General features: G+C 64.7%; 23 protein-coding genes. 8 read left to right on the top strand and 15 right to left on the bottom strand.

Translation table 11 applies throughout. The annotated features are described in order from the left end of the window. Positions 1–44: 44 nt before the first annotated feature. Entirely contained in the window at positions 45–1,643 is a 1,599-nt protein-coding gene (locus B2747_RS05605; protein ID WP_291157667.1) for a hypothetical protein, read from the bottom strand. Positions 1,644–1,648: 5 nt separating this feature from the next. After that, the gene (locus B2747_RS05600; RefSeq protein WP_291157664.1) at positions 1,649–4,789 is read right to left on the bottom strand and encodes a SusC/RagA family TonB-linked outer membrane protein; all 3,141 of its coding nucleotides are present in this window, start codon (positions 4,787–4,789) and stop codon (positions 1,649–1,651) included. A 290-nt stretch (positions 4,790–5,079) separates the two neighbouring features. Here B2747_RS05600 and B2747_RS05595 point away from each other — a divergent pair, with 290 nt between their 5' ends. Both B2747_RS05595 and B2747_RS05590 read left to right on the top strand, forming a co-directional pair. Continuing rightward, positions 5,080–6,054, top strand: a complete 975-nt coding sequence (locus tag B2747_RS05595) for a M28 family peptidase (protein ID WP_291157663.1) — start codon at positions 5,080–5,082, stop codon at positions 6,052–6,054. 478 nt (positions 6,055–6,532) lie between these two features. Continuing rightward, positions 6,533–8,782 (top strand): S9 family peptidase, encoded by a 2,250-nt coding sequence (locus B2747_RS05590; RefSeq protein WP_291157661.1) that lies wholly within the window; start codon positions 6,533–6,535, stop codon positions 8,780–8,782. A 75-nt stretch (positions 8,783–8,857) separates the two neighbouring features. On the opposite strand, the gene B2747_RS05585 is transcribed toward B2747_RS05590, so the two are convergent. Genes B2747_RS05585 through B2747_RS05575 form a run of 3 tightly spaced genes read right to left on the bottom strand, consistent with a single transcriptional unit; the run spans position 8,858 to position 11,114 of the window. Next, complete coding sequence (locus tag B2747_RS05585) at positions 8,858–9,526, bottom strand: hypothetical protein (RefSeq protein ID WP_291157659.1); 669 nt, start codon at positions 9,524–9,526, stop codon at positions 8,858–8,860. Between the two features lie 53 nt (positions 9,527–9,579). Further along, positions 9,580–10,620: an NAD(P)H-dependent flavin oxidoreductase gene (locus tag B2747_RS05580; RefSeq protein WP_291157692.1), complete on the bottom strand. Its 1,041-nt coding sequence runs from the start codon at positions 10,618–10,620 to the stop codon at positions 9,580–9,582. 2 nt (positions 10,621–10,622) lie between these two features. Beyond that, positions 10,623–11,114: a hotdog fold domain-containing protein gene (locus B2747_RS05575; protein WP_291157657.1), complete on the bottom strand. Its 492-nt coding sequence runs from the start codon at positions 11,112–11,114 to the stop codon at positions 10,623–10,625. 152 nt (positions 11,115–11,266) lie between these two features. Here B2747_RS05575 and B2747_RS05570 point away from each other — a divergent pair, with 152 nt between their 5' ends. After that, positions 11,267–12,490, top strand: coding sequence for a glycosyltransferase family 2 protein (locus B2747_RS05570; RefSeq protein WP_291157655.1), 1,224 nt, complete (start codon positions 11,267–11,269; stop codon positions 12,488–12,490). 269 nt (positions 12,491–12,759) lie between these two features. Here B2747_RS05570 and B2747_RS05565 read toward each other — a convergent pair whose 3' ends face one another. From B2747_RS05565 to nosZ, 7 genes are all read right to left on the bottom strand, one after another. After that, positions 12,760–13,209, bottom strand: coding sequence for a c-type cytochrome (locus B2747_RS05565; RefSeq protein ID WP_291157653.1), 450 nt, complete (start codon positions 13,207–13,209; stop codon positions 12,760–12,762). A gap of 42 nt (positions 13,210–13,251) precedes the next feature. Beyond that, a complete protein-coding gene (locus B2747_RS05560; protein ID WP_291157651.1) occupies positions 13,252–14,067 on the bottom strand; it encodes an ABC transporter permease in 816 nt (271 codons plus the stop codon). Next, complete coding sequence (locus tag B2747_RS05555) at positions 14,064–14,840, bottom strand: ABC transporter ATP-binding protein (protein WP_291157648.1); 777 nt, start codon at positions 14,838–14,840, stop codon at positions 14,064–14,066. The genes B2747_RS05560 and B2747_RS05555 overlap by 4 nt, the downstream gene beginning before the upstream one ends. After that, positions 14,837–16,120, bottom strand: coding sequence for a nitrous oxide reductase family maturation protein NosD (locus B2747_RS05550; RefSeq protein ID WP_291157645.1), 1,284 nt, complete (start codon positions 16,118–16,120; stop codon positions 14,837–14,839). Before B2747_RS05550 ends, B2747_RS05555 begins: the two co-directional genes overlap by 4 nt. Continuing rightward, positions 16,110–16,682, bottom strand: a complete 573-nt coding sequence (locus B2747_RS05545; protein ID WP_291157642.1) for a nitrous oxide reductase accessory protein NosL — start codon at positions 16,680–16,682, stop codon at positions 16,110–16,112. Before B2747_RS05545 ends, B2747_RS05550 begins: the two co-directional genes overlap by 11 nt. Further along, on the bottom strand, positions 16,679–17,260 hold the full coding sequence (locus B2747_RS05540) for a hypothetical protein (RefSeq protein ID WP_291157639.1): 582 nt from the start codon (positions 17,258–17,260) through the stop codon (positions 16,679–16,681). Before B2747_RS05540 ends, B2747_RS05545 begins: the two co-directional genes overlap by 4 nt. Before the next feature lie 116 nt (positions 17,261–17,376). Continuing rightward, the gene (nosZ, locus tag B2747_RS05535) at positions 17,377–19,452 is read right to left on the bottom strand and encodes a Sec-dependent nitrous-oxide reductase (RefSeq protein WP_291157635.1); all 2,076 of its coding nucleotides are present in this window, start codon (positions 19,450–19,452) and stop codon (positions 17,377–17,379) included. Between the two features lie 179 nt (positions 19,453–19,631). Here nosZ and B2747_RS05530 point away from each other — a divergent pair, with 179 nt between their 5' ends. Continuing rightward, positions 19,632–20,072, top strand: coding sequence for an RrF2 family transcriptional regulator (locus B2747_RS05530; protein ID WP_291157633.1), 441 nt, complete (start codon positions 19,632–19,634; stop codon positions 20,070–20,072). Positions 20,073–20,117: 45 nt separating this feature from the next. On the opposite strand, the gene B2747_RS05525 is transcribed toward B2747_RS05530, so the two are convergent. Together B2747_RS05525 and B2747_RS05520 are read right to left on the bottom strand one after the other, a co-directional pair. Continuing rightward, positions 20,118–20,672, bottom strand: coding sequence for a fasciclin domain-containing protein (locus B2747_RS05525; protein ID WP_291157630.1), 555 nt, complete (start codon positions 20,670–20,672; stop codon positions 20,118–20,120). 61 nt (positions 20,673–20,733) lie between these two features. Beyond that, positions 20,734–22,050 (bottom strand): hypothetical protein, encoded by a 1,317-nt coding sequence (locus tag B2747_RS05520; protein WP_291157628.1) that lies wholly within the window; start codon positions 22,048–22,050, stop codon positions 20,734–20,736. 268 nt (positions 22,051–22,318) lie between these two features. On the opposite strand from B2747_RS05520, the gene B2747_RS05515 reads away from it, so the two are divergent. Beyond that, on the top strand, positions 22,319–22,729 hold the full coding sequence (locus B2747_RS05515; protein WP_291157625.1) for a P-II family nitrogen regulator: 411 nt from the start codon (positions 22,319–22,321) through the stop codon (positions 22,727–22,729). Continuing rightward, positions 22,726–24,048, top strand: a complete 1,323-nt coding sequence (locus B2747_RS05510) for an ammonium transporter (protein ID WP_291157622.1) — start codon at positions 22,726–22,728, stop codon at positions 24,046–24,048. The genes B2747_RS05515 and B2747_RS05510 overlap by 4 nt, the downstream gene beginning before the upstream one ends. Before the next feature lie 310 nt (positions 24,049–24,358). Here B2747_RS05510 and B2747_RS05505 read toward each other — a convergent pair whose 3' ends face one another. Continuing rightward, positions 24,359–24,523 carry a hypothetical protein gene (locus B2747_RS05505; RefSeq protein ID WP_291157620.1) on the bottom strand — a complete coding sequence of 55 codons (165 nt, stop codon included), beginning with the start codon at positions 24,521–24,523 and terminating at the stop codon, positions 24,359–24,361. 176 nt (positions 24,524–24,699) lie between these two features. On the opposite strand from B2747_RS05505, the gene tilS reads away from it, so the two are divergent. Together tilS and hpt are read left to right on the top strand one after the other, a co-directional pair. Next, positions 24,700–26,094 (top strand): tRNA lysidine(34) synthetase TilS, encoded by a 1,395-nt coding sequence (gene tilS, locus B2747_RS05500; protein WP_291157617.1) that lies wholly within the window; start codon positions 24,700–24,702, stop codon positions 26,092–26,094. Then, positions 26,081–26,665 (top strand): hypoxanthine phosphoribosyltransferase, encoded by a 585-nt coding sequence (hpt, locus tag B2747_RS05495; protein ID WP_291157615.1) that lies wholly within the window; start codon positions 26,081–26,083, stop codon positions 26,663–26,665. Before tilS ends, hpt begins: the two co-directional genes overlap by 14 nt. The last annotated feature ends 21 nt before the right edge of the window (positions 26,666–26,686 follow it).

Raw genomic sequence — 26,686 nt, 5'->3', positions numbered from 1 at the left:
ACGGGAGGCGCCCCTCACTTGTTCATGCTAGGTCGGGACGACTATCAGGGCGCGCTGCCCGGACCACCGCCACCAATGGTGTAGTAGGGCAGGCCAAGCGTCTCGAGCTCACGACCGTGTACCGGGAAGTGCATGGGTGTGCCCGGGAGCAACTTGCCCCAGCCACGTGCGTCGGCAAAAGCGATGATGGCCTCGGTGGGGAAGAGTTCGATACGCTTCTCGTACTGGAGGGCGTCGAACAGATCACCACAGCTGCCGTCATCCCGCTTGGGCACGCAGGCGCGTCCCGGTGGCGGACCGTTGACGTCCACCGCCGGCAGGTTGGACGCAATACGCGTGGGATTGATGAGTGCCGCCGCTTCTGCCCGCCGGTTGAGACGATACAGGGCCTCGGCGCGGATGAACATCATCTCCTGGGTGCTCATCGTGGTGATGAGCCCGACCTGATGGTAATTGTTGGAGGGTGGCAGCAAGTAGCGGACGTTACGGTACTGCGAAAGCATGTACGTGCCACGCACAGTGGTCATGGTCTGCGTGGTGAGGAGGCCGAAGTAGCGTCCCGCCGTGGTGGGCGTGGCCCCATGAATGCGGCGGTCCGGTGTCACGAAGCGCGGCGCATTGCGTGAGCCCAACGGCTGCGCCAACCAAGCCTGATAGGCACCGCTGGTGTCAGCGGGGCCGATGAGGCGGTTGTTGGTGCGGCCGTTCGTCTGCAGGTACGAGTACTGGTAGTACGCCGATGAGGTGGCACCGATGAGCAGATCGGCCTGCTGGGCAAAGTTGCGCGTGATGCCCGAGTCCAGCAGCGTCAGCACCCCGTTCCAGTTGACCGACGCCCGCTCGGCCGGCGTGCGCGCGCCATACACCCGACCACGCACGATGTATGAGTACATGACACGAATGAACTCGTCTCGCGTGTAGGTCTGGCCGTTGATCCAGGTGGCCGGAATGGTGAAGTTCTCGGCCGCCCGCGCCTCGGCAATGGCTTCGCGCAGGATGCGCTCGGCATTGGCCAGCACTTCGTTGTACGGCTTGAGCTCGTACACAAAGGTGGAGACGTCGGTCTTTTCATCGGTGATGAAGGCCTGATCGAAGAGCAATCCGAGATACAGGTTGTCGACGCCGATGAGGAACTTGGCAAAGACCTTGGCCCGCGGTGTGTCCTGCCCGTTGGGATATTGGGTATTTACGGTGCCGATCTTGAGGCCCTTGTTCTCGATGGCCTGATAGGCTTCGCGGGCCGAGGCCATGCTCTCGAGCAGGTCGTACCAGGGCTTGCGGTTGGTCCAGCCGCCCTGATCGCGGTTGTCGATGGCAACGCGTGGTTCCTGCGAGATGATGTACGTGTCGAGATCGGCCGTGGTGAGTTCGTTGCCGAGCACGGACAACTGCTTGACGGGGTAGGGCGCCGTCGTGGTGGTGCCGCGTGCACCTTGCGCGACCCCCCAGAAGGCGCGCCAGGAGCCCAACAGCGCCGCCTCAAGATTGGCGCCGCTAGTGAACACACCGTCGATGTCCGGCGTGTTCTGGTTGGTGACATCGAGCGACTGACAGCCGGCCACACCCAGCACCGTGCCGGCGGCCGCGAGGCCGAGGGCCGCGGTGCGAAGCCGCCCACGTCGCGAGAAGAGAGAAGTGGACATGCAGATCAGAAGTTCAGGGTGGCTGCCATGGTCCACGTGCGGAGCAGCGGATACACGGTGTTGTCGACACGGGCCGAGTAGGGGCCCGATTGCGGATTGAGACCGGAGTACTTGGTAAAGGTCAGCAGGTTGCGACCCACGAGGTCGAGCTGCATGCGGCTCGCACCCGTGCGGCGCAGCCACGCGTGCTGGCGGGCGTCGAACATGTAGCCCAGCGTGAACTCGGCGAGGCGTGCGTAGGTGCCGTCTTCCACGAAGACCTGGCCGTAGTTGTTGTTGCCATCGGCCAGCGAGGTGCTGTAGTAGGCCGTTGGCTTCTTGCTGTCTTCCGCCTTGCCCGTCTGATCCACGTCCATGTGGTCATTGGTGGCGTAGAGCGTCTGCTTGACCTGATTGTAGACATCACCGCCCAACTGGCCGTTGAACAGCGCGTACACACGGAAGCCCTTGTAGCGGAAGGTGTTGCCGAAGCCGAACTGGAGATCGGGATTGCCATCACCGATCTGACCGTACCAGCGCTGACCAGTCGTGGGATCAATCTCGAAGATCGGACGGCCCCAGGCATAGCTGCGGCCATCGATGTTGACCGTGGTGCCCCAGAGGTTCTTGGCCTTGCCATCGCGCCAGGTGTTGCCGGCACCGACGGGCACGACGTAGCCCTCGTCGTTGATGTCGAAGGCGCCCTGGTTGTTGGCATGAACCGTAGGCAGGCTGGCCTTGTCCCGCACGTGGCGGTTGCCCCAGAAGGTGGCAATGCGATTGCCCTGGCAACGGTAGAACGAGCCTTCGGTGTAGCAGGTGCGCGGGAACTCCGACACGAAGTTGCGACGCTTGTCAGCCGTGAAGAGCACGTCCCACTGCAGACCTTTGGGGTTGTTGAGCAACTGCGCCTGCAGCGTGGTTTCGATGGTATTGCCGGTGGTCACACCGCTGTTGAGCTCCACCGTATTGAAGCCGGAAAGACCGGACGCCGGCATGCTGATGAGATTGTCCTTGGACATGACGTCCACGAACACCAGCGACCACTGCACGCGATTCTTGAAGATCACGTCCATGCCGTATTCCTGCTCTGTGGCGATCTCGGGACGCAGGAAGGGGTTACCGAGCGCCTGACGCGTTACGGCACCCGTACCGTCGATGCCAAGCGCGGCGTACTGGTCAGCAAAGTCGGGGCGTGTACCGGCGGTACCGATGTTGTAGCGCAACTTGAACAGGCTGAGCGCCGGAATATTCCACCAGCCTTCCTCACTCATCAGCCAGGCGGCCGAGGCGCGGTAGAAGGTGTTCCACCGGCTTTCTGGACCGAAGAGCGAGCTGCCTTCACGGCGGTAGAGCACATCGCCGACGTACTTGCCGTTGTAATCGAGGCCAAGATTGACGAAGCCCGCGTTGGTGCGGCGGTCGGTGTAACCGGACGTGACGTTCTTCGTGCGGGCTACATCCATGTCCTTGATGCCCGTAATCGTGAAGTCCGTGCCGGAGGTCTCAAGGTAGGGATTCTGCTCCCGTTGCATCTCACCGCGGAGCGCGAGCCGTGTAGTGAGACCACCGAAGGCCTTGATGACACTGGCGCCACCCTGCGCGTTGATGCCGTCCACGTCGTCATCGACGATGGTCAGGGCGCCCAGTGTGGTGCCCTCGCCGTTCAGATTGATGAGCCCACGCGGTGTGTAGTTGGTCACCTGACGGTCGCCGCGATCATAGCTGGCAAATCCATCGAGGCTGAGCCAGGAGAATGGCCGGTACGACGCATTCACGTTGAGCAGCGTGCGCATGCGCTGCGTGGTGTTGTCGTTGAAGCCCTGACGGTAGAGCGGGTTGGTCCGGGTTTCGGTGGAGTCCGGAATGATGATGTATTGACTCTGCCCGGTTGGATCGGGAGCGCGCAGGTTTACATCCGGATTGATCCGGTAGAGGTCAGAGAACGAGATCTGCGACGGATCTTCATTGCCGCGCGTGTGCGAGACCGACATGCCCACCTGCAGGGCATCACGCAGGCGATGGTCCACGTTCAGGCGAATGCTCTGACGCAGGAAGCCATTGCTGTTCTCCACCACACCCGGCTGCTGGTTGCGCGTGTACGACAGATTGAAGTTGGTGCTCGCGCTATTCTGCTGCAGCGTCAAAGTCTGCGTATTGAAGGTGCCAGGGCGGAAGAACTGGTCCACGTGATCATAGAGTGGATCGATGTACGCATTCTCCATGATGCCATTGGCCTGCACCACGCGCTGGTTACGGCTCACCACGGCCCCTTGGGCGTTCACATACTGTCCGAGTTCGTTCACCCGGTATTGATGCGCGCGTGGCTTCTCCAGCGTTTTTGCGATCTGGTCGCCGCCTACTTCGTTGCGCACCGTGAACTGCGTCTGGCCAAGCGCGAGATTCTTGCCGCGATTGGTGGTGATGGAGATGACACCGGACGCTGCGCGCGATCCATAGAGCGACGCGGCGGCCGCACCCTTGATGACCTCGATGGACGCGATGTCCATCGACTCGATGTCCTGCGTGGTCACCGCCTGCGTGCTGTTGAGGAACACACCGTCCACCACGTACAGGGGCGAGGTGCTCTTGAACTGCGAGACGGGGCTGCGCAGCTGGACGTACACACCGGAGCCCGGCGCACCACTGGCCTGGATGATGGTCGCACCGGCCACCTTGCCGATGAGTGCACCTGCTGCCGACGTAGTGGGGGCCACCGGCAGGTTCTCACTGGTGATCTTGTCCACCGTGTACGGCGTCTTGCGACCCGAGGTGGGATCGAGCGAGGCCGAGACCACCATTTCGTTGAGGCGGAGCGGATTGACCGTGAGCTCAAACGTCAGCGTGAGGACGCTGTCGGCCACCAGTCGCACGTTCTCCTTTACGGAATTGCCAAAGCCGATGCGTCGCGCTTCGACGCTGTACACGCCAACCGGTGCCGACGGAATGGCAAAGCGTCCGTCTTCATTGGTGGTGGCGGCTACGGATGTTCCGACGATCTGGACGTTGGCGCCCTGAACGGGTTGGCCCGACGCGGCGTCGAGTACACGTCCGGTGATGCGCGCGCGGCGTGATGCCGGTTGCGCCGTACCTGACGCTTGTGCGCCGATGTCCTGTACGATGCCCGGAGCGGCCGTCATGGCCGCAATCAGGGGCAAGATGCGCATCAGGGCCGCGCGTGCGCGCGGCGGTGGTGTGCAATGCATGCGGATGTTGGGGGTAGGGTGAACCAACGAGGAGGGCGCACTATCGTTGAGCGCACTACTCGCTGCAATGCATTCGTTACTCGACGTTGACTGGGTGGTGCCACACGCGTTGTACAGGTACGGCCCTCTCACTTCTGAGCAGGTCAGTACTGTGTGCGTACTTTCGCATTAGCATTCATCAGAGCATCGTCATATCATCACACGATCAATTCCTTCTTGGAGAAAGCGACATGCGTCTTTCGGTGGGTTGCATGCGGCGGACAACCATGCTGTCAGCGCTCGCGTTGGTGTTGTGCAGTGTTGCGCGCAGTGTCGACGCGCAAAGCGGCGGGACCAGCAGCGCTTCACCTGCGCCGGATGCCACGACCTCTCGACTCATGCAGCGCCTGCACGCGCTCGCTGCTGACTCCATGGAAGGGCGACGCGCCGGTACACCAGGCGCCGCGCGTGCTCGGCGCTGGCTGATTGCCGAACTGCGCGCGATCGGGGTCGAACCGATGGGTACGTCGTACGAACATCCGTTCGTCATTCGCACGCGCAACGCGTCCCCCGATACCAATGGTGTCAACGTGGTCGCGCGCATCAAGGGGACTGCCGGCAGCGGTCCCGCGTTGGTGCTCAGTGCACACTATGACCATCTCGGAATTCGGAACGGCGAAGTTTTCAATGGCGCAGACGACGATGCGTCCGGCTGCGTGACGTTGCTCATGATTGCCGAGCGGCTCATGCGCGAGCGGCCCACGCATGACGTCATTCTCACGTTCTTCGATGCCGAGGAGTCGGGGCTTCAGGGAGCCCGCGCGTTTGTTGCCAATCCACCGTTGCCACTAAGCACCATTGGCATGAACCTCAATCTCGACATGGTGTCGCGGCAGGATGCCGGAGCGCTCTGGGTGGCAGGCACGTCACACACGCCCATGCTCAAGTCGGTCGCCGAATCTGCGGCCAATGGCGCCCGCGTGACCATTCGTTTCGGGCATGACACGAAGGACCTCAAGCCCGGCGACGATTGGACCAACTCATCGGATCACGGCGCGTTTCACGCACGCGGCATTCCGTTCCTGTATCTCGGCGTGGAGGATCACCCCGACTACCACAAGGCGGGTGACGAGGCACACAAGGTGGATCCCACGTTCTTCCGCGGCACCATGGAGTACGCCTATGCGCTGCTGCGTCGTGTCGACGCGGCGCTGCCGGACATCGCCAGGGCTCGTCGCACCCCCTGACGTCGCGCTGGGCTGTTGGACGGAAACGACGAAGGGCCGCCACCGATTGCTCGGGGCGGCCCTTCATGATTCCCTGCCGGCTCGAGGATTCCGAACCGGAGTACCCGTGTTACCGGGCGCCGATCAGGAGATCGCGTGCCCAGGACGAGCCGGCTACGGGACTTTCGCTAGACAATTGATCACCTCCTCGAGATGGGTGGGACATCGGGCTGACGTTCGCCGATTTGCTACGCCTGCAGTGCTGCTGGTACTCTCACCGGTTCTCGCCCCCAACGGCCGGCTGGATGCCGGGCATGAGGGACCCCCTCGGGACTGGGCCGCTCCTCCGCAGTCGACCACATCCTAGGCGGGAACACGCAATTCGGCAAGGATTTGTTTGGCCGACCGTCACATTTCTGGCGCCAGCCGTCTAGCTTTCTCGCCATCGGGCTGCGGCCCGTCCCACCTCCCCCCGTTCCTTTCCTCCCGGATCCGACGCATGGTGCTCTCGATCCTCTCCGCCCCGTGGCGGCGTCGTCACAGTTTTGCTCTATCCACACTTGTGCTGGCCGCTTCGGCCACGCTGCAGCCGATCGCCGCCGAGGCACAGGGCGCCGGCCGTGGTCAGGCGCCCCGTTCCGCCGGCGCCAGCCAATCGCTGCCCAAGGGCCCGCGGGCCATGATGCTGGGCGACTGGTATCGCGTGGTGAATGTCAGCAGCCCGGCCGTTTCGCCGGACGGCAAGCAGGTCGCCATGACCGTGACACGGGCCGTGGAAAGCGATAATCGTCGCCACAGCGAAGTGTGGGTGGTGAGCACGGCCGGCGGTGAGCCGCAGCGCTGGACCTCACCTGGCACCGAAAGCAGCAACCCACGCTGGTCGCCCGACGGCAAGTACCTGTTCTTCAACTCGCAGCGGCCGGGCGGCCGGGGCAACACCTGGGCCATCCGGCTCGACCAGCCGTCGGGTGAAGCGGTGCAGGTGCCCGAGTATCCCGCGGGCTCGATGCCGGCCAATGGCCGCTTTGCCGTTTTCACGGACGCGGTGACGCCCGCTCCCACCGTACCCACGCCCGATGTGTTCGCGCAGATGCCGGCCATGGCGCGTCCGCCATACGACGCCATCACGCGTCCGACGGTACCAGCGCGTTTCGATGGCCGCCATGTCGTGGACATGGTTTACAAGAACAACAACACTGGCTTCGTGCCGGGCCGTCGCACGCCGCGCGTGTGGCGCCCGCAGCAGCTGTTCAAGCAAAATGTGGGTGACACGGCGCGGACGCAGATCACCAACGTGGCCTACTCGCATCGCGGCGCGACGGTGAGCCCCGATGGTCAGTGGATCGCCTTTGTTGCCGATGCGGGACTGCGTCCCGACTCGGTCGTGGATCTCGAGCGCGATTCGCTGGCCAGGCTGCCCTACGACAAGGTGCGCGATGAGGCGGAGCGCAACGACGCGGACATCTATCTGCTGCCGGTGGCCGGCGGAACGCCGCGCAAGCTGATGGAATGGATGGGTGCAGAGTCGAATCTCACCTGGTCGCCCGACGGTAAGCAGCTGGCCTTTGTGGGGCGTCCCGCACGCACCAAGAGCGCGCGCATCTATACGGTTCCGGTTGCCGGCGGCGCGCCGGTGAATGTGTTGGGCGACTGGCAGTTCGAGCCGAGTTCGATGGAGTGGCTCAAGAACGGTTTGCACTTCACGGCTGACATTGGCGGTCGCTCGGCCGTGCTGAAGGCCGATCTCACGGGCAAGACGGCACCGAAGGAACTCGTTGGTGGCCGCCGTCAGGTGCGCGGCATGAGCTTTGACGCGGCCGGTCGGACGATGGCCTTTGTTGCCACCAGCCTCACGCGCCCCACGGAACTGTTCGTGGCCAATGCCGACGGCACGGGCGAACGACAGCTCACCAACTTCAACAAGGACGTGAACGCCGACGTGGTGTGGAGCGACGCCGAGCGCTTCACCTACAAGAGCGTGGGCGACGTGGAGATTGAAGCCTGGCTGATGAAGCCCTACGGCTACCAGCCGGGCAGGAAGTATCCGCTGGTGCTCTACATTCACGGCGGCCCGCACTCGGCCTATGGTGAAGGCTGGTTCGATGAGTTCCAGAACCTAGCCGCGCAGGGCATGTTCGTGCTGTTTACCAACCCGCGCGGATCGAGCGGCTACGGCGCCGACTTCACCTACAGCACGCGCGGTCGCTGGGGTATGGAGGACTACGAAGACCTCATGAAGGCCGTGGACATCGTGGCCGCGCGCCCCGACGTGGATGCGACCAAGCTTGGCGCATCCGGTGGTTCGTACGGTGGCTTCATGACGACGTGGATGGCCACCAAGACCACGCGCTTTGCGGCCATTCAGACGGACCGCACCATCACCGATTGGACGTACTGGTATGGCGCGAGCGACGCGCAGGGGCTCACGGAGTTCGAGTTCTATGGCAAGCCCTGGGACAACCAGAAGCTGTACGATGAGCTCTCGCCCATTCGCTATGTGAACAAGGTCAAGACGCCCATGCTGATCGTGCAGAGCGAAGAGGATCATCGCACGCCCATGGGCAGTGCCGAGATCTGGTTCATGTCGCTGAAGAAGCAGGGTGTACCGGTGGAGCTCATTCGCTATCCGCGCTCCAATCATGACCTGAGCCGCACCGGTGAGCCGTGGCTGCTGGTCGATCGACTCGGCCGTCTGCGGGACTGGTTCGGGTACTGGCTGCAGGGACAGAAGGCCGGTACGGCGAACTGATTGGAGTCGTCACCACGAAAGCAAACGACCGACCGCTGATGCGGTCGGTCGTTTGACTTCGGCGATATGATTCGACTACACCGCGAAGCAGTAGAACAGCCCCGCGCCTCCGGTGGCGCGCAGGTTGTCCTGCCCGCAGCCACGGGAGGCATGCGCTGAGTTCCACGAGGTCGGATTGGCGCCGCCACCCTGACGGTCGTGATGGCCCAGCAGGGCCGACCCCGTGGCCGCGTTGCTCGTCCAGTTGCTGCAGGTACTGTCGCCATCGCCGGCCTGTACGCGTCCGTCGAGTGTGGAGCCGGTGAGAATGTCGTGGGTGTTGGGCTGATCGCCGCGTCCGTTCACCGGCGCGCCCTTCTCCGTGAGACTGTTCTCCTTGGACAACTTGTTGTTGTCGCTATGGAGGTCGTCAACGCTCGTGGCGACGACCACACCCTTGGCGTTCTTCCACGGGCCTTTGCCAATGCGATCGCGGGCGTTGACTGCCGCTTTGCCGCCCACGGCCTGCTGGCTCAGATAGGCGTGCCAGGTCTTGCCTCGCACGCCAGCCGCTTCGGCCAGCGTGGCGCAATGTTTGTCGGCGCCCTCGAGGCCACCGAGATTGGCGCCATCACCCGGGCCAGCGCTGGTGATGAAGAACGACATGTCCGTCTGGATACGCGGCGCCGAGGTCGGATCAACCGGGGCGGGAGCGGCCGAGACGGAAGCGGCCAGCACGATGATGGGAAGGGAGATGGGAAGCATGGTCGGGTGGGGTTGAATGTTACGCTACAGGGTTGAGCGAACAGCGGCGCGATTCACAGTTCTGAGTGCTGTGACGTGCGTTCTGGGTGAGAGTGGTTCAGCAGGGATGCCTCGCATTCCGCCACGATGTCACCGGCAGGTTTGATGTCGGCGATCGTTTCGACACTGCGTCCAGCCTGCCAATAGTCACTGTTGCTTCCGGCAATGGAGCTGCGCTTGAGCCGATAGAGCGAACGCAGCGCGTACCAGCTGCGAATCCAGTGCTTCGTGCGTCGTCCGCGAAACATCCAGCGCGCCAGCGGTGACACGCGGGTGCCGAGTCGTTCGACGTAGGGCGTGCGCAGCACCGCCACCGGCACACCGGTCAGACGTTCGGTGAGCACCACATCACTTGCCTGCGCGTTCACGATGGCCTGCTTGTAGCGCGGATCGGCAATGCACTCGGTGGTGGCGATGAAGCGCGTGCCCATCTGCACACCGGCATAGCCCATGCGCAGCATGTCCACAAACTGCTGTGCATTGCCCACGCCACCGGCACCCACCACCGGGAGACCGAGATCGGCCACTTCGTCGAGCAGCGCCTGTGGACTGCGCGCGCCGGCATGTCCGCCCGCCTCGCGGTTGACGGCCACCAGGCCATCGACGCCCGCGTCCCGCCCCTTGAGCGCCCACTTGCGTTCGGTGACGTCGTGGTACACCACCCCACCTGCCGCGTGTACCCGCTCACAGACCCAGCGTGGATTGCCAAGCGACGTGAGAAAGAATCGTACGCCTTCTTCGAGCGCGATGTCCACCCAGCGCTGCATACGCTCGTGGTAGGTGCGACTGGACGCCTCGATGAGGGCGTTGAAGCCTATGGGCGCATTGTTGCTCAGTTCGCGAATGCGCTGGAGGCCGGCACGAAACTCGTGCCCGTGCACATAGGTGAGCGAAATGGGTTGTACGATGCCCAGACCACCCGCGCGGCTCACCGCAGCCACCAGCTCCGGGTTGCTGCACGGGTACATGGGGCCGCAGATGAGCGGGACCCGCACGCCGGCGTGCCGGGTGAACGGCGTCTCGATGTCTGCCGTGTGCAGTCGCGCGTTCATCATGTTCACGACACGTCCAGTGGCGAGAGACGCCAGTGCACCGTGCATTCGGCCACGACATCGCCGGCTCCATCACGAATGACGGCCGTGACGGGATGGTCGCGTGGTGTGTCGATGACATCGGGGGCGCTGGCCGTGCAGGAGCAGGTGAGTGTGCCGCGCGCCTTCTTGAGATAGCGAATGTCCAGCGAAGACACGATGCCTCGCACCCCGCGCGGCAGAGCAGTGAGCAGGGCGACACCGCTGGTCATCTCGGCCAGGTTGACGAGCGCCACGGCGTGAACGGAGCGGAGATGGTTGCGCACCCGTTGGCGATCGCGCAGCTCGACCTGCGCAAAGCCCGGCCGGACCTCGGTGTACACCCCGCCCACCGTGCCCGTATAGGGCGCCATACGTCCCACGGCCCAGCTGAAAAGCTGTTTGCCGAGCGGCCAGCGGTGCACGCGCGCCCAGTTGGCGAGCAGCCGCTGACCCAGCGATTCCGGAGCAGAAGTCATGTGAGAGCCTATCCCCGGAACCGCCGGGGCGCCACCTTCCATTGGTCAGGCAGGGAGTGGCTGGCCGCTGTTCTGGCGGCCACTCCCGATCTGTCACCGCTCGACCACTGCAGGTCCCTGCAAACTTTCTGCAGACTCCCCGTTTTCCGCGCATGCTGCCTTCCGTGTCGCCCGGCGTCCTGTTTGGTCTTGGCCTGCTGTTCGTGCAGGCCGTGCTGCTGAGTGTGCTCACACTCCGGCTGCTGCCCGGGCGCACTCGGCGGCCGCCGCTGCCGCCACGTCTGTCGCCGCGCGACGACACCACGGTGAGTGTGATGGTCACCACGCTCAACGAGGCGCATCGCGTGGGGCCGTGTCTCGAAGGGCTGATGCAGCAGACCGCGCCGCTGCTCGAGGTGCTGGTGGTGGACAGTCGATCCACCGACGGCACACGCGAGCTGGTGCAGGCGGCCGCGGCGCGCGATCCGCGTATCCGGCTCATCACCGACGACCCGTTACCGCAGGGTTGGGTGGGGAAGGTGTGGGCGTTGGAGAGTGGTCTGCGCGAGGCACGCGGCACCTGGGTTCTGGGCATCGATGCCGACACGGTGCCGGCCCCGGGCATGGTGGGCGCCGTGGTGGATGCGGCCGAGCAGGATGGCTACGATGTGGCCAGCTTCGCGCCGCAGTTCATTGGGCAGACAGCGGCTGAGCGTTTTGTGCAACCGGCCATGCTGGTGACCCTGGTGTATCGCTGCGGCGCGGCTGGCGCCACGCAGCCACCGCCCGATCGCGTGCTGGCCAATGGCCAGTGCTTTCTCGCGCGACGTGAGTTGCTGCTGCAACATGGCGGCTACGCGCCGGCCCGGGCCTCATTCTCCGACGATGTGACGCTGGCGCGGCATCTGGCGCGTCATGGCGCGCGCGTGGGTTTTCTCGATGGCTCGCGTCTCATTCAGGTGAGCGCCTATCGCTCGCTGGGCGAGATGTGGCGTGAGTGGGGACGCAGCTTTGATCTCAAGGACGCCACCGGCTGGTGGCTGCGCTGGTTCGATGTCTGTCTGGTATGGCTGGTGCAAGCGCTGCCTCTGACGATTCTGCTGGCCCTGTTGGTGACCTGGCGCGCTGGGGTGTGGAGTCCCACCGGTTCCGATCTGGCGTCGCGCGTGGGAACGGGCCTGCTGATTGTGAATGCGGTGGCGCAGAGCCTCAGGTGGTTCATGCTGTGGGCGCTGCGCGGCAGCTACGGCACCCGTGGCCTGTCGTATTGGGCCTCGTGGCTGGCGGATGCCGCGGCGGCGTGGCGGCTGACGCAGAGCACGCTGAAGACGCCCACGGCCTGGCGCGGCCGGAAGTACGAGCCGCTGTCTGCGACTGCTTCGGGCGTTGGGACTTGAGGGCTGTGAGATGGGATGGTGGGATGGTGAGAGGATGAGACTGAAATAGAGGGATGGGAGACCAGCAACCAATGATGTGAGAATCCCGATCGTGTGCTGCCAGGACTGCGGTTGCGGTCAACCACAACTGCGGTCCTGGCCGCCGAGATTCGGGTCTCTCACATCATTGGTTGCTGGTCTCCCATCCCTCTATTTCAGTCCCATGCTCTCGACTCGCAACTCGCACATCTCGAGTCTCGATGGCCTGACGAAAGATGGACGAACTGCGCCTACTTGTGACTGATCTTGTACACGTACGCCGCTACGGCTCTGTGCTTGGCCGCGTCGAGGGGCGCACCGCCGAACGGCGGCATGACACCAGAGAATTCCTTGGGCGTCATCACGCCTGAGGCGATGGTCTTGTGAATGCCCTCGAAGCTGCCGTCGCTGTGCAGCCACTTGTCGTCCACCAGGCTCGGCGCCGCCGCTCCATTCACGCCGCCCGCGCCGTGGCAGGACTGACAGGATGTGGCACCGATCAGGCCGTGAAAGATCGAGTCGCCGAGCGCGAGCTCGGCGTCGGTGATGGTGGAAGGATCAAACGACACGGCAACAGCCGGTGTGGCGTCGTCCTTGTCGTCGCCTTCCTGTTCCTTCGCCGCTTCGCCGCCACCACAGGCGGCAATCAAGGTGGCAACGGCGATTCCGGCGGGCAGCAGCATCCGGGACATACGCATCATGGCAGGACTCCGTGAAATGGTGGTGGGTGGGGAAAACACGGATCAGAAGTCGCGTCGTTCGAAACTGCGGCGCGCGACAAGCATCGGCAACACAATCCAGGCCAGAAGGCCCAGAGCGGCCGCGGCCGTGCCGACGGCCGACCCGAGGAATCGCTGCATGACGGCGCCGGTGTAGCCCATGAGGGCTGCCGTGTCACTCTGCAGGATGATGACACTGCGGGCGAGATCGACCGGATTGCCAAGCATGAGCGCCAGCATCGGCCGCTCGAGCGGATAGTCGGCCATCGTGGTGGAGACGATCAACACCAGCGCGTCGTAGCCAACGGTGAGCAGCAGCCACAGCATGAGGCCCGTCATGACCGAGCGCAGCCGGTCGTCGACACGAATGCCGATGAGCAAGGCCAGGCCCCCGAAAACGAACGTAAGCGCGACGCCACCGCCGACCGTGGACAACAGGAGGCCACTCGTTTCGGGACCGATGACCCGATGCCAGGCCATGGGGAGCAGGAGGCCAAGGGCGAACACCACGGCCAGCGGCAGCACCAGTGCGAGGTAGAGCGCCACGAACAGTGAGCGGCGGCGTACCGGTTGGGTGAGCAGCAGTTCGTTGAACTCACGCGACGCATGCCAGCTGATGATGCCGGCCATGGTGGTCACGAGCGGCACCACCAGCAGCACCAGGTTGAGCAGGGCACTGAGTGCGCGGGGCGCCGATCCGGTAAGGCGCAGCACGATTTCCGTGAGGAGCAGCGTACCCACGCCAAAGACCAGCACGCCACGATTGCGCAGGACGCTGCGCCACTCATGACGCAGGACCGTGCCCACCACCGACGGTGACGCCATGGCCACGGCACTCATGCGACCGCCATGCCGGCGGACTGCGACGGGCCGCGCGAACGCTTCATGAGCAGCGCGATGGCCCGTTCGAGCGAGGTGACGTTGGTCCGCTCGAGCAGGGCATCGAGCGTGCCGGAGAAGTGTACGCGCCCTTCGTGCAGAAAGACCACACGATCGGCAAGTTCCTGCAGCTCACTGAGAATGTGTGAGGTGATGACGACGGCGCGTCCCTCCGCACGCACGGCACGGATCTTGTCCTTGAGGATGCCGCTGGCCACGGGATCAAGCGCGGCCGTGGGTTCGTCGAGCAACAACAGGTCGGGTGTGAAGAGGAAGGCGGCGGCCGCGTTGACTCGCTGCCGCTGCCCACCTGAGAGGGCGCGTGCCGGGGTGCCAAGCAGTGGCTTGAGCTCGAACGCAGTGATCAGTTCGTCGTCGATGCGCGCTGACGGGCCACGCAGTTCGCGCAGCAGCGTGAGCACATCCCCAGCGGTGAAGGCATCGGGATAGCGCGGCGTCTGGGGCATATAGCCGATGCGTGCGCGATGCACGATGTCACCGCGCGTGTCGCGACCATCAAAGCAGATCTGGCCCGCATCCACACGCACGAGGCCCAGCACGGCTTTGTTGAGCGTGGTCTTGCCGGCGCCGTTGGGACCGATGATAGCGGTCACGCTGCCGCGCGGCAGGTCCAGATCAACCTGCGAGAGCACCTCGCGTGCGCCGTACTTCTTCACCACCCCACGCAGGCTCACGATGGTCCCGGTGGATTCCTGCATGTCGCGTCCGATCATCGCACGGTCCTCGGCGCCCGCATCAGCGGGGCCTCATCACGCAGAGTTTCCGGCGTCAGTGTGGGCACCACGCGTTCCGCCACATCGAGTACATCCACCAGCAGGCTGCGCACCAGCACCAGTGCCGCGGGGGACTGCTCGACCAGCAACGCAAAGAGTCGCACAGGACGGTGGGCCACGTCACCACGGCCGTCGCGATCGAGGTCGTAGCCGCGATAGCGGTCCCACCAGTTGCCGGTGAAGGTGCTGAAGTTGAGTCGACTGTTGGTGCCCACGTCAAACACATTGCCGGAGAAGAGATTGCCACGCAGCACATTCTCCTGGGCATCAGCCATGATGCGTACGCCCCAGCCATTGCGGACGAAGTCGTTGTCCGCAATCCGGTTGCGGTTGGCCCCTTCGAGGTGCAGGCCGATGGAGTTCTCCACAAACACGTTGCCACGCAGTTCGCTGTCGCTGATTTCCTTGAGCAGCACGCCGTAGGCCGCACTGCCGCGATTGCGCTCGAAGCGATTGCCGATCATGCTGACGTACTTGGCGTACATCACCGCCACGCCCGATTCGTTGGCCAGGAAGGTGTTGTTCTCGTAGCGACAACTGTCGGAGAACATGAAGTGCAGCCCGTAGCGGCGGCTGTGGCGGCTGATGTTGCGCCGCGCCACACCACCCACGGTGAACTCGAAGTAGATGCCGTCCCGGTGACCGTCGATGACGTTGTCTTCAAAGACGACGTCGCGGCTCGACCAGCTGTGCAGGCCGTTCCCGGTGACGGTCTGCGATCCGGCCATGCCCTGCAGCACGTTGCGCCGCACGAGGCAGGCGCTCGCGCGCTGCAAATAGATGCCGAACAGTGTGTTCTCGAAGCGATTGTACTCCACCAGACATCCGGCGGCTTCCACGAAACGCAGCGCCGCCCGATCGGTGGCCTGACTGGTCCCGGTGTTGCGAAACGTGAGGCCTCGCACCGTGACCGAGTCGGCGCCGACCACCAGCAGCTCGCGCTGCCCCTCGCCGTCGAGTACCGCCCCGCTGTCACCCACGAGTGTGAGCGGCTGACGGACGATGACGGTGGGCTCCCTGTAGATACCGGCGCGCACTCGCACCACGCCGTACCGCGGCACACGCGCCACCGCGTCGCTGAGTCGTGTCACCGTGCCCGCCTCGCCATCTGCGGAGACGACAATCGTGTCACTCTGCGCGTGGCCGATGCTGGACGACGCGCCGAGCATGGACAGCATCAGCAGCGTGGCCGTTGCCGAACTGCGCCAGTCAGTGCGCATGCGCGCTGGCACGGGCTGCGGTATCGGCAGCCGTATCGCGCTGCGGGGACGGACCAGCCGTGGGCCGGAAACCGGCCACCGGGTCGGACACCAGGGCGCGGACACCCGACCAGGTGGTCAGCGTGCCGCCATGTTCGGCCAGGAGCGTGGTGGTGTCGGCATCGGCCGCGAATGCCACGAGCTCACGGCCCATGGGGGAGCGCAGTCGACTGCCATGCAGGTACACCGCGCGCGTGGCGTCCACCCATCGCGCCGGCGCCGAGAAGTCGGCCACCCACACCGTGCGCGGCGGTTCGCTGTCAGCCAGGCCCTGCACATAGGCGGCCGCGCACTCGATGGAGTCAAACGTCTCAAGGCGCCCCTTGGCGGTCACGACCAGCGCGCCGAATCGTGCATCGTCGATCGTCATACGGCAGAAGGCGCAGCTGTCCTCACCGGGCACCAGAGGTCGTGGGCTGGCGGTGCAGGCCATGGTGGAGAGGCCAAGCCCGCCTACAGCGAGCCAGGCCATCGTGGAGGCCATCGTTGAAAGCACGTCGCGGCGCGACAGGGTGGAGGTCATGCGGTCACCCGACGCGCACGCGTGGCGACACCAAGCGAGAGCAGCACCGCGCCGATGGCCAGCAGGCCACCCGTTGCCGGGAGCGACGTGGCCGTGAAGTTGAGCAGGTTCTTGCTGCCGATGAGCGGCGGCTGATAGGTCATGCCCGGTACCTTGATGGGCGCGTTTTCGAGATCGAGATCGTGTCCGTAGTCGTACTCCCAGCGCCAGAAGTCCACGAGGCCGACAATGGCGGACAGCACGAGCACGCCGGTCCACCAGCGCATGTAGCGCAGTCGGCCGGTGAAGGCCACGAACAGTCCAAGTGCCGCCATGGCCAGAATACCGGGCCGCATGACCTTGAGTTCGGGAATCGACTCGGGCACGATGGCCTTCATGCCGATGTAGTGATTGAGGCCGTTGATGTTCTGCAAGTCGTTTGGGCTGATTCCGGCCACTGTATGGGCCCAGATGTACATGCCCAGCCCTTCGGGGTACTGCGGCGCGGTCAGCGAGACGCGCCAGAGGGGAAAGAGCACGGCCGCGCCCAGCGCGAGTGCGGCGATGGCAAAGAGAACACGGGAACGCTGGGAAACCATTGTATCGTCACCCGGGCGCCGGATGCGGGGTGTCTGGAGCACCACCGCACCCGGGTCCCTGAAGGGAGAAAAGTGAGAGGTCCGCTTCAGCGCGGCGCTTCTCGGCGCGGCGCGTCTCAGCGCGGCTGCGGCATGCTGTGTCCCGCATGCGGATTCGCGCCTTCACCACTCGGCGGTGTGGGCAGCGTCACACCGCGCGCTGCCGCACGGGCTACCTGACCCTGCGCCTTGACCGAGTTGCCCTTGAGCGGCACGCTCGAGCCAACCGGCGAGACCCGCACGTAGCCCGACATTTCCTGGTGCAGCGCCGAGCAGAAGTCGGTGCAGTACATCGGGTACACACCCACGGTCTTCGGCACCCACTTCAGTGTGCGCGTTTCACCCGGCATGATGAGCAGTTCCGCGTTGGTGGCGCCCATGACCGCGAAGCCGTGGGGGATATCCCAGTCCTGCTCGAGGTTGGTGATGTGGAAGAGCACCGTGTCACCCACCTGCACGCCCTCGAGATTGTCCGGCGAGAAGTGCGAGCGGATGGCGGCCATCTTCACGTGCACCGTCTTGCCACTGCGGCTGACGCCCGTTTCCTTCTCGTTCCGCACGACCTGCGGGTGCTTGTTCTCGGCGAGCGTGAAGAACTTCTTCTGGTTGGGCTTGATCTTGTCGGCGGCAATGGCGTTGCCGTAGTGCGGCTCACCTGTCGTCGGGAAGTCGAGCAGCAGTTTCATGCGCTCACCCGAGATGTCGTAGATCTGCGCTGACTGCGTGAGCTCGGGGCCAGTGGGCAGATAGCGGTCCTTGGTGATCTTGTTGAGGGCGACGACGTACTTGCCGGACGGCTTGGTGGTGGCACCACCGGGAATCATGAGGTGGCCGATGGAGTAGAACGTCGGCGCGCGGTCGACGATCTCCCAGGTCCCCAGCTTCCACTTCACGATTTCGCTGGAGATGAACATCGACGTATAGGCATAGCCCTGGCCATCGAACTCGGTGTGCAGGGGGCCAAGGCCCGGGTCCTTCACTTCACCGGCGAGAATGGCTTCGTACTTGATCACGGGGATGCCGTCGATCGTCGTTTCAAAGGCCTGATCCTTGATGGCCTGCTGCAGCTTGGTGAACGAGTGCACGGGAATGACCGTGGCCAACTTGCCACCGGCGACGATGTACTCACCGCTCGGGTCCACGTCGGCGCCGTGCGGCGACTTGGGCGTAGGCAGGAAGTAGATCGAGTTGGGGCAGGTGGTGGGCGTGAGCACCTTCACCGACTGCTTGACCTCGTTCTGCGCGGTGCGCGTGGCGTGGTCCATGGTGTTGTGCATGTACTGCGCCGGCCAGGTCTCCGCCTTGCCGCCCGCGACGCAGGCCTCGAGCGTCTTCCAGTTGATGGCCGCGATGAAATCCTTGTCGGCCTTCGATGCGTTCACTTCCAGCTTCTCGTACGCCTGCTCCGAGTTGTACGAAGTGAAGAACACCCAGTCCTTGGACGGACCCTTGCCGGCACGCGCGAGGTCGTAGTTGTAGCCGGGCACGAGCAGCTGGAAGGCCACGTCCATCTTGCCGGGCTGATCGGCCTTCACGAAGGAGATGGTACCCTTGAAGCTCTTGGCGTAGTCGGCGATGGCCACGTCGGCCTGGGGAATCGGCACCGAGAAGCGCGTCGAGGCCAGTACATACTCACTGTTCGATGTGATGAACGGCGAGCCGTGGTTGCCACCGGAGTTCGGGATCTGGAGGATCTCGTCGGTCTCGAAGGTGGCGAGGTCCACGCGCGCGACACGCGGCGTGTTGTTGGCGTTCACAAACAGCCAGCGCCCGTCGTCTTCGCCGTTGGTTTGCGACAACGCTGTGTGGTGGAGGTCATCCCACGGGATGTTGCCGAACGTGGTCTCGAGCATCGGCTTCGTTTCTTCCGAATAGCCGTAGCCGTTCTCGGCGAACTGGGAGAAGACCGGAATGATCTTGAGCAGACGGCCCGAGGGCAGGCCGTACACACCGACCTGGCCATTGAATCCGCCGGAAAGGAACGCATAGAACTCGTCGTGCGTCCCGGGCGCGACGTACACCTTGCTGGCAGCGTCACCGGTGCCGATGGTGCCCGCCGGCCGGTTGGCCGGCGCACAGGCAAAACCGTAAACCAGCGTGGCCACAATGGCGGCCGACGCGGCAATCCATCCGGTGCGGCGTGGAGCAGACATGGAGAAACCCCCGTAGGGAGTGAGAGGTGCGGGGAAGGCTCGGTCACCCCCAATGGGCGACCGGTCCTGCACGAACGAATCTCGGATATCGAATACCGGATTGAAGTCGGAGAATTCCCGCGACATGGCAGGATTTCCCTGACAGGAGCGATGGGGGGGCGCGTTGCAGCTTGCTGTGCATGCGACTCACCCAATTCAGCGACAACGCGCTTCGCTGCCTGCTCGCACTCGGACTGCAGCCCGACCAGGTCGTGTCCATCAACATCATTGCGGTGCAGATGGGCATGTCACACGAGCACCTGATGAAAGTGGTGCACCGGCTGCATGACCTCGGCTACGTGGAAACGCGGCGCGGTCGGCATGGCGGTGTCCGGCTTCTGAAGGCTCCGGCCGATATTGTACTCGGGACCGTGATTCGGCAAACGGAAGACAATCTGGACTTGGTTGAATGCTTCAATAGTGAGACATCTCGTTGTCCCATTGCGCCGGCCTGCCAGTTGGCCGGCATGATGGACGAAGCGCTCTCTGCTTTTCTTGGCGTGCTCGACCGTTACACGCTGGCCGATGCGCTGCTCAATCGCGCAGCCCTCGTGCCGCTGTTGCGGGCCGCGCGCCATTGAACGCGCGCGCGAAGCGCAACAGCGGCCCGAAGCCGCCAGGCGTGCCTACTGCGGCGGCAACAGCACGCCGTCGATGACGTGCACCCAGCCGTTTGACGCGCGCACGGATGCCACGATGCGCGCACTGCCGATGTAGGTGTTGCCGTCCTTGCGCGTGATGCGCTCACTGCCGCCGGCCACCATGCCAAGGTCCTGACCGTCAGCCAACGATTCGAGGTCGAGGGCGGAGGTCGTCACATGATGATGCAGCACCGCCGTGAGCTGACTCTTGTTGGCGGGCTCCATCAACGAGGACAACGCACCGGGTGGCAACTTGTCGAACGCGGAGTTGGTGGGCGCAAACACGGTGAACGGTCCCGGATTGGCGAGCGGGTCCACCAGGTTGGCCGCCTGCAGAGCCTTCACGAGTGTGGTGTGATCGGCGGAGCGCACCGCCACACGCACGACATTGGGGACCGAGGTGGTGTCGTCAACCAGCGCCTGACCCGCCGTAGCGCCGGTCGCGGGTTCATCCGATGAAGCTTGGGGCGCCTCACCGCGATTGCAGGCCGACAGGCCTAGCGTGAATGCGGCAGACAGCACGAGCACAGCGCGCGACATGGGTTCTCCTGCGTGCAGAGTGGTGGGGCAGTGAAGACCGAACTGGGGGTGTGTGCGTGCCTCAGTTGGTGACCATGCCCTGCGGTGCGATACGAGCGGGGCGACGGCCAACCACGTACATGCGCGCGGTATTGACGACCACGAGGCCCGTGCCCAAGGCCCAGAGGGCTGCCGCGGCGCGCGCGCCGGCAGCGTGTTCGGCCAGCAGCGCGACGACAAGCAGGCTCCATCCGGCGCCGAGGCACACGGCGCTGATGCACTGCCAATCGTCGCGCAGCAATGCGTTGGGGCTGCCCAAGGCGGCAAAGCCTGGCATGTGACGCGCGAGATTGATGTAGCTCAAGTGCGGCAGAATCTTGGCCATGACACCAACCACCAGCACGGCCAGACAGCCGGCCACCAGCGCCACCAGCAGGGCTGCCCAGCGACTGAAGCGGTATGGATCGCCAAGCAACAGCCACAGACCGACGGCGGTGGCGGCGGCGAGCGCCAGCATCGATGAGGCCACCTGCCAGAGCGCGCCATCGAGCGGACGTCGCCGCCGCGCAAACCACCGCCACGGCAACATGAGTGTGGGAACAGCCGCCGCCATGAGCAGCCACGCGCCACTCTGCATGAGCCATCCGGCGGTGAGCACGGCGCCTGCGGTGTACACCAGCAAGGCCAACACCGTAAGTCCAAGCTGCCAGTGCAGCCAGCGTGTGTCGTCACCCGGGCCCATGAGGAAAGTGGGCAGCATGCGACTGCCGACACCAATAACCGATAGCAGACCAAACCCGACGGCGCCAAGCAGGGCATGCGCACTGACCAGCGCCATGCGGTCGACTTGCCACCAGCCCAGTGTTTCGCCAATGCGGGCGAAAGCCACGATCATGCCGAAGCCCAGCGCCGAGTGGGCGACGGTGATGTAGAGCCCGACCAGCTTGCCGTTCACACTGTGACGTCGGGCGCGCAGCACGTTGCGCGACACGCCACCAACGGCGCCCAGGATGGCCAGCCAGCCCAATCCTTGCGCCCAGCCACGCCATCCAAGAAAGCCCAGCACGAGGATGGTGACGCCGAACTGCAGCAACGCAAAGCTGGCAAAGCCAAGGCGCACGCTGCGGAGTGGTACGCCAAGTCCTCCCGGCACGAATTGCTGGAGCGTGCCGAAGATGGCGGAGCCGACGACGCCAAGCATGAGCGCGTGCACGAGGGCAAAGACGGGCGGGTCAAAGACGCGGCCCATGGCGAGGCGGGGGGCGAGCCAGACGAGCAGACCCGCGGAGACGAGCAACCAGAACAAGGCCGCCGCGAAATGCACGGCGGGCAGGGCAAAGGGCGGAGCGGCAACTGGACCGCCGGCCGTCGGCAGGGCGCGTCCTTGTGATTGTACCATGGGTCCAAATCTCGGATGTGGTTTACCGGATTGCCATCAGTCGATCCCTGACAACGGCGTAGGGGCCCGAGGGGAGTGAATTGCTTCGGCATTTGTTCGTGGTATGGCCGCGCTTCATCCCAAGGATGTTCCAGCGTGCAGTCCTGGCAAGTTCTCTGCGTCATCTTGGCATAAATGTGAAGTAGAAGGCCGATCAACTGGAACATTGGTGCAGTTTGTGCAATTGTTCCGGTACACCGGCGCTTTCAATCTCCCGAGCCCACCTGTCATGAAGCTCATCGTGGCCATTATCCGCCCGCAACGTCTGGCCGAGGTCAAACGGGCTCTGTTCGAGGTTGGCGTCACCGGCATGACCTTGTCGCGTGTGAGCGGGCATGGCGGGGAGCGCGACGTGGTGCAGCAATACCGCGGCGAGTCAGTGGTGCTGGAGTTTCACGAAAAGGTGCGCATCGAAATGGCCTGCTCCGAGGAGTTCGTCGAGCGCGCCATCGATGCCATCTGCAAGGGGGCTCGCACTGGCGAGGTGGGTGACGGAAAGATCTTTGTGCTGCCGCTCGAGCGCACCGTCCGCATTCGCACCGGTGAACGCGACAATGACGCACTCACCGCCGTAAACGCCGACGAGATCATGCGGCAGACGCAGCTCGAGATGCGCATCCCGTCGCCGGAGTCATTGTGAGCGAAGGGATATCGGAAGCGTCTACCCTTGTGGCTGGTGATACCGCGTGGGTGCTGATGAGCGCTGCGTTGGTGCTGCTCATGGTGCCGGGCCTCGCGTTCTTCTACGGCGGGCTGGTGCGCACCAAGAGTGCGCTCAACACCATGCTCATGAGCCTCGGCGCACTCGCGGTCGTGACGGTGCAATGGGTGTTGCTGGGCTACAGTCTGGCCTTCGGCCCAGGCTCCACCTGGATTGGTGATTGGTCGTACGTCGGGTTCGCCGGCGTCACGGCCGAGCCCAATGCCACTTATGCAGCTGGCTTGCCGCAGCTCTTGTTCGCGGCATTTCAGGCCATGTTCGCGGGCATTACGGTGGCGCTGTTTTCTGGCGCCGTGGTCGACCGCATGCGCTTTGCAGCCTATCTCGTGTTTGGTGTGCTCTGGACCACATTCGTATACGACCCCCTCGCGCACTGGGTCTGGGCCTCAGGCGGCTGGCTGCGCGAACTCGGTGCGCTCGATTTTGCCGGTGGCACGGTGGTGCACATCAGTGCCGGCACCACAGCCGTCGTGCTTGCTCTCGTGCTTGGGCCACGTCGCGATTTCCGGCGAGTGCCCAATGTGCCGCACAACGTACCGTTTGCGCTGCTTGGCGCAGGACTGCTCTGGTTCGGATGGTTTGGCTTCAATGCGGGTTCGGCACTCGCGGCGGACGGTATCGCCGCAAATGCGCTGGTTACCACGCACGCCGCCGCAGCGGCCGGTCTGGTGACCTGGGTGCTCATTGAGTTCGTGCGTAGCAAGCGCGCCACGGCGGTGGGTGCGGCGACAGGCGCCGTGGTGGGACTCGTGGCCATTACTCCGGCCGCCGGATTTGTCACTCCGCTCTCGGCGCTGGCCATGGGGGCACTGGCCGTGCCGTTCTCGTTTGCCGCGCTGCACTATCGTCCCAAGACCCGTCTGGATGACACGCTCGATGTGCTGGCGTGCCATGGTGTGGCCGGAGTGGTGGGCGCCGTGCTCACGGGCGTCTTTGCGAGCAAGGCGGTCAATCCGCTCGGTGCCGATGGACTACTGGCTGGAAACGCGGAGCTCTTGGGGGTGCAGGTGCTGGCGGTCCTGGCGACGGTGGCGTTTGCGGCGGTGGCCAGCACGGTGTTGCTGCTCGGCCTTCGTCTCGTGATGCCGCTTCGTGTGCCGGTGGTGGCGGAGGTCGAGGGTATCGACCTCGCGGAACACGGCGAAGAGGCGTATCACGGCGGCGACCTGAGTGATCTCACCGGCCGACGCACGTCGCTTGGCGATGCGGTGGTGCTGCCCGTGAGTCTGCTTCGGTAGCGAGAGTTCGCAGAGCACAGCCGTCTGGGCTGAACCGCCTTGTCGCGGATGACGCGGATGGGGCGGAAACTGCACGGATTGGCATCTGGGAGAGTTTGCGGCTATTCCTCTGCGACCTCTGCGAGCTCCATTCCTCTGCGTGAGCTGTTTGCCGATCGCATTCATGGACGCCAGCGCCAGCTCGCTGAATCGGGGCAGGCGACTGAACACGAAAAAACGGCGAGGCCAAGGCCTCGCCGTTCGTGCTTCGTGATACGCTGGGGATGCTGCCGAGCGCTACGCGACCTGCGCGTCGCGACTCCGACGCGCCTCAGTTGTTGAAACCGCCCTGCTTCTGCTTGAGCCAGGAGAGCGGAATCAAGAACAGCGGCGTGAGGAACAGTCCGAGCAACAGATTGATCCACGTGAGCGCCATGTAGTAGGCGGTCATGCCGAACGAAGCCCAGATGGTGCCGAGGGTGCCGTGATATTCCACTGCCGTTCTCCGGTGACGATGGGCGGCGCGGGTGGGTGACCCCGGCGCCGGAACACGACAAGAGTAAACGCGAAGCGCGTTCAAGGGTAGGCCCTATGTCCCCGGTGCCTGCGTGTGGTGGCCAGCGGTTGACTGGGCGGAGTTCCGTGGCGAGTGTGCGAGACATGGAGGCCAGCGTGCACACACCGCGCGGCGACGTCGCCCGGCAGGACGAGGCGGAGCTGCCGCTGCCAGACTTGGAACCGATTGCCCCGGGCGACCTGCTCCGGGCCGCATTGTCGGTGGCGCTGGATGCGACAACCGAGCCCTGGGTGCTGGCGGTGTCCGGCGGCAGCGATTCCATGGCGCTGCTGCATGCCATGGTGCGCTGGGCGCCGGAGCGACTGGCGGCGGTGGCCACGTTCGATCATGCCACGGGCGACTGGGCCACGGAGGCCGCGTCGGTCGTGGCGGCGCAGGCCCGTCGCCTCGGGGTGACGGTGGTGCGCGAGCGGGCACGGGTGCCGGGAGCCACCGAGGCCGCGTGGCGTGATGCGCGATGGAGTTTTCTGCGACGGGTGGCGCGCGGCTTCAAGGCGCGCGTGGCCACCGCACACACGCGCGATGATCAGCTCGAAACCATTGTCATGCGCGCCCTGCGCGGCAGTGGCGCGCGTGGGCTGGCGGCGCTGGCAGCGCCGTCGCGTGTCGTGCGACCCTGGCTGGGCGTGTCGCGGGCGGAGCTCAAACGCTGGGTGGCGAGCGAGGGGATTCCCTTTCTCGATGATCCCATGAATGAGTCGCTGCAGTTCCTGCGTGGACGGGTGCGACACGAGTTGCTGCCGGCGCTCGAGCGGGTGGCGCCAGGTTTTGGTGATGCGATGCTCACGGTGGGGGAGCGGGCCGCCCAATGGCGCCGCGACGTCGAGCGTCTGGTGGACGAGACGGGCCTGCAGATTCAGGCCAACGGTCAACGGCTGGTGGTGCCGGTGTCGGTCCTCGAGGCTACATCGGACGCCGGGCGGGGGGTGCTGTGGCCGGCACTCTGCGCACGGGTGGGCATTACGCTCGACGCCGCCGGAACCCGCTCGGCCGTGCGGTTTACCACAAACCGGCGTGTGGGGGCGCACATCACCGTCGCGGGCGGGGCGAGCATCATGCGCCGCCGCGAGGGACGCGGCGAGGTGTTCGAAGTGCGGCGTCCCGAGCGCCGGGTGAGTGCGCCGTCCATCTGGACGGGGCTGAGTGAGGCGCTGCCGCTCCGGTTCGGGCGGTGGCGCTTCCGCCGTCTGGGTGTTGAGCCGCTGGCCAGCGACGCCTGGTGTGTCGGTTTACCGGCCGCGGCGCCGGTCGTCGTCCGACGGTGGGAGCAAGGCGACCGCATCCGCACGGCGGGAGCACCAGCGGGACGGCGTGTGACGCGGTACTTTTCGGAGTTGCGGATTCCCGTCCTCGATCGGCCAGGCTGGCCGGTGCTGCTGTTGCATGACGAGGTCGTGTGGGTCCCTGGAGTCTGCCGCGGCCTAGCGGCGCCGTCCCGACCCGGTCGGTCGGACCTGATCTGGTATCGTTGTGAGCGTGAGTTCGACTGAGTCTTCGCATCCGGGACACCCGGCTTCCGGTGACGCCGATCCGCGGCTGAGTGGTCGGGCGGTGAAGCGGGTGGTGTACGATGCCGCCGCCATCCAGGCCCGCGTGGCCGAGTTGGGTGCCGACATCACGGCCGCCTATCCGGACGGCGACTTGCTCGTGCTCGGGTTGCTCAAGGGCAGCTTCATTTTCCTCAGCGATCTGGTGCGACACATCAATCGCCCCCTGCAGGTGGATTTCCTCGTGGCCAGTTCCTACGGCGACGCCATGGAATCCAGCGGCGTGGTGCGGTTGCTGTACGACCCGGAAACGGAATTGGAGGGTAAGCACATTCTGCTGGTGGAGGACATCGTGGATTCCGGGCGAACGCTCAGTCGACTCATCGACTTGTTACAGGCACGGAACCCGCGGTCGCTCGAAATCTGTGCGCTGTTGCACAAGCACATCGCCACGGAGTTGCAGCATCCCACGCGGTTCGTCGGGTTCGACGCGCCACACGAATTCCTGGTGGGCTACGGCCTCGATCATGCCGAAAACTTTCGGCACCTGCCGTACGTCGCCAGCCTGCAGTAAGGCGGATACCTCATGGCACCA

The sequence above is a fragment of the Gemmatimonas sp. UBA7669 genome, assembly GCF_002483225.1.
GTDB lineage: Bacteria > Gemmatimonadota > Gemmatimonadetes > Gemmatimonadales > Gemmatimonadaceae > Gemmatimonas.
This window is presented reverse-complemented; position numbering and strand designations above follow the sequence as displayed.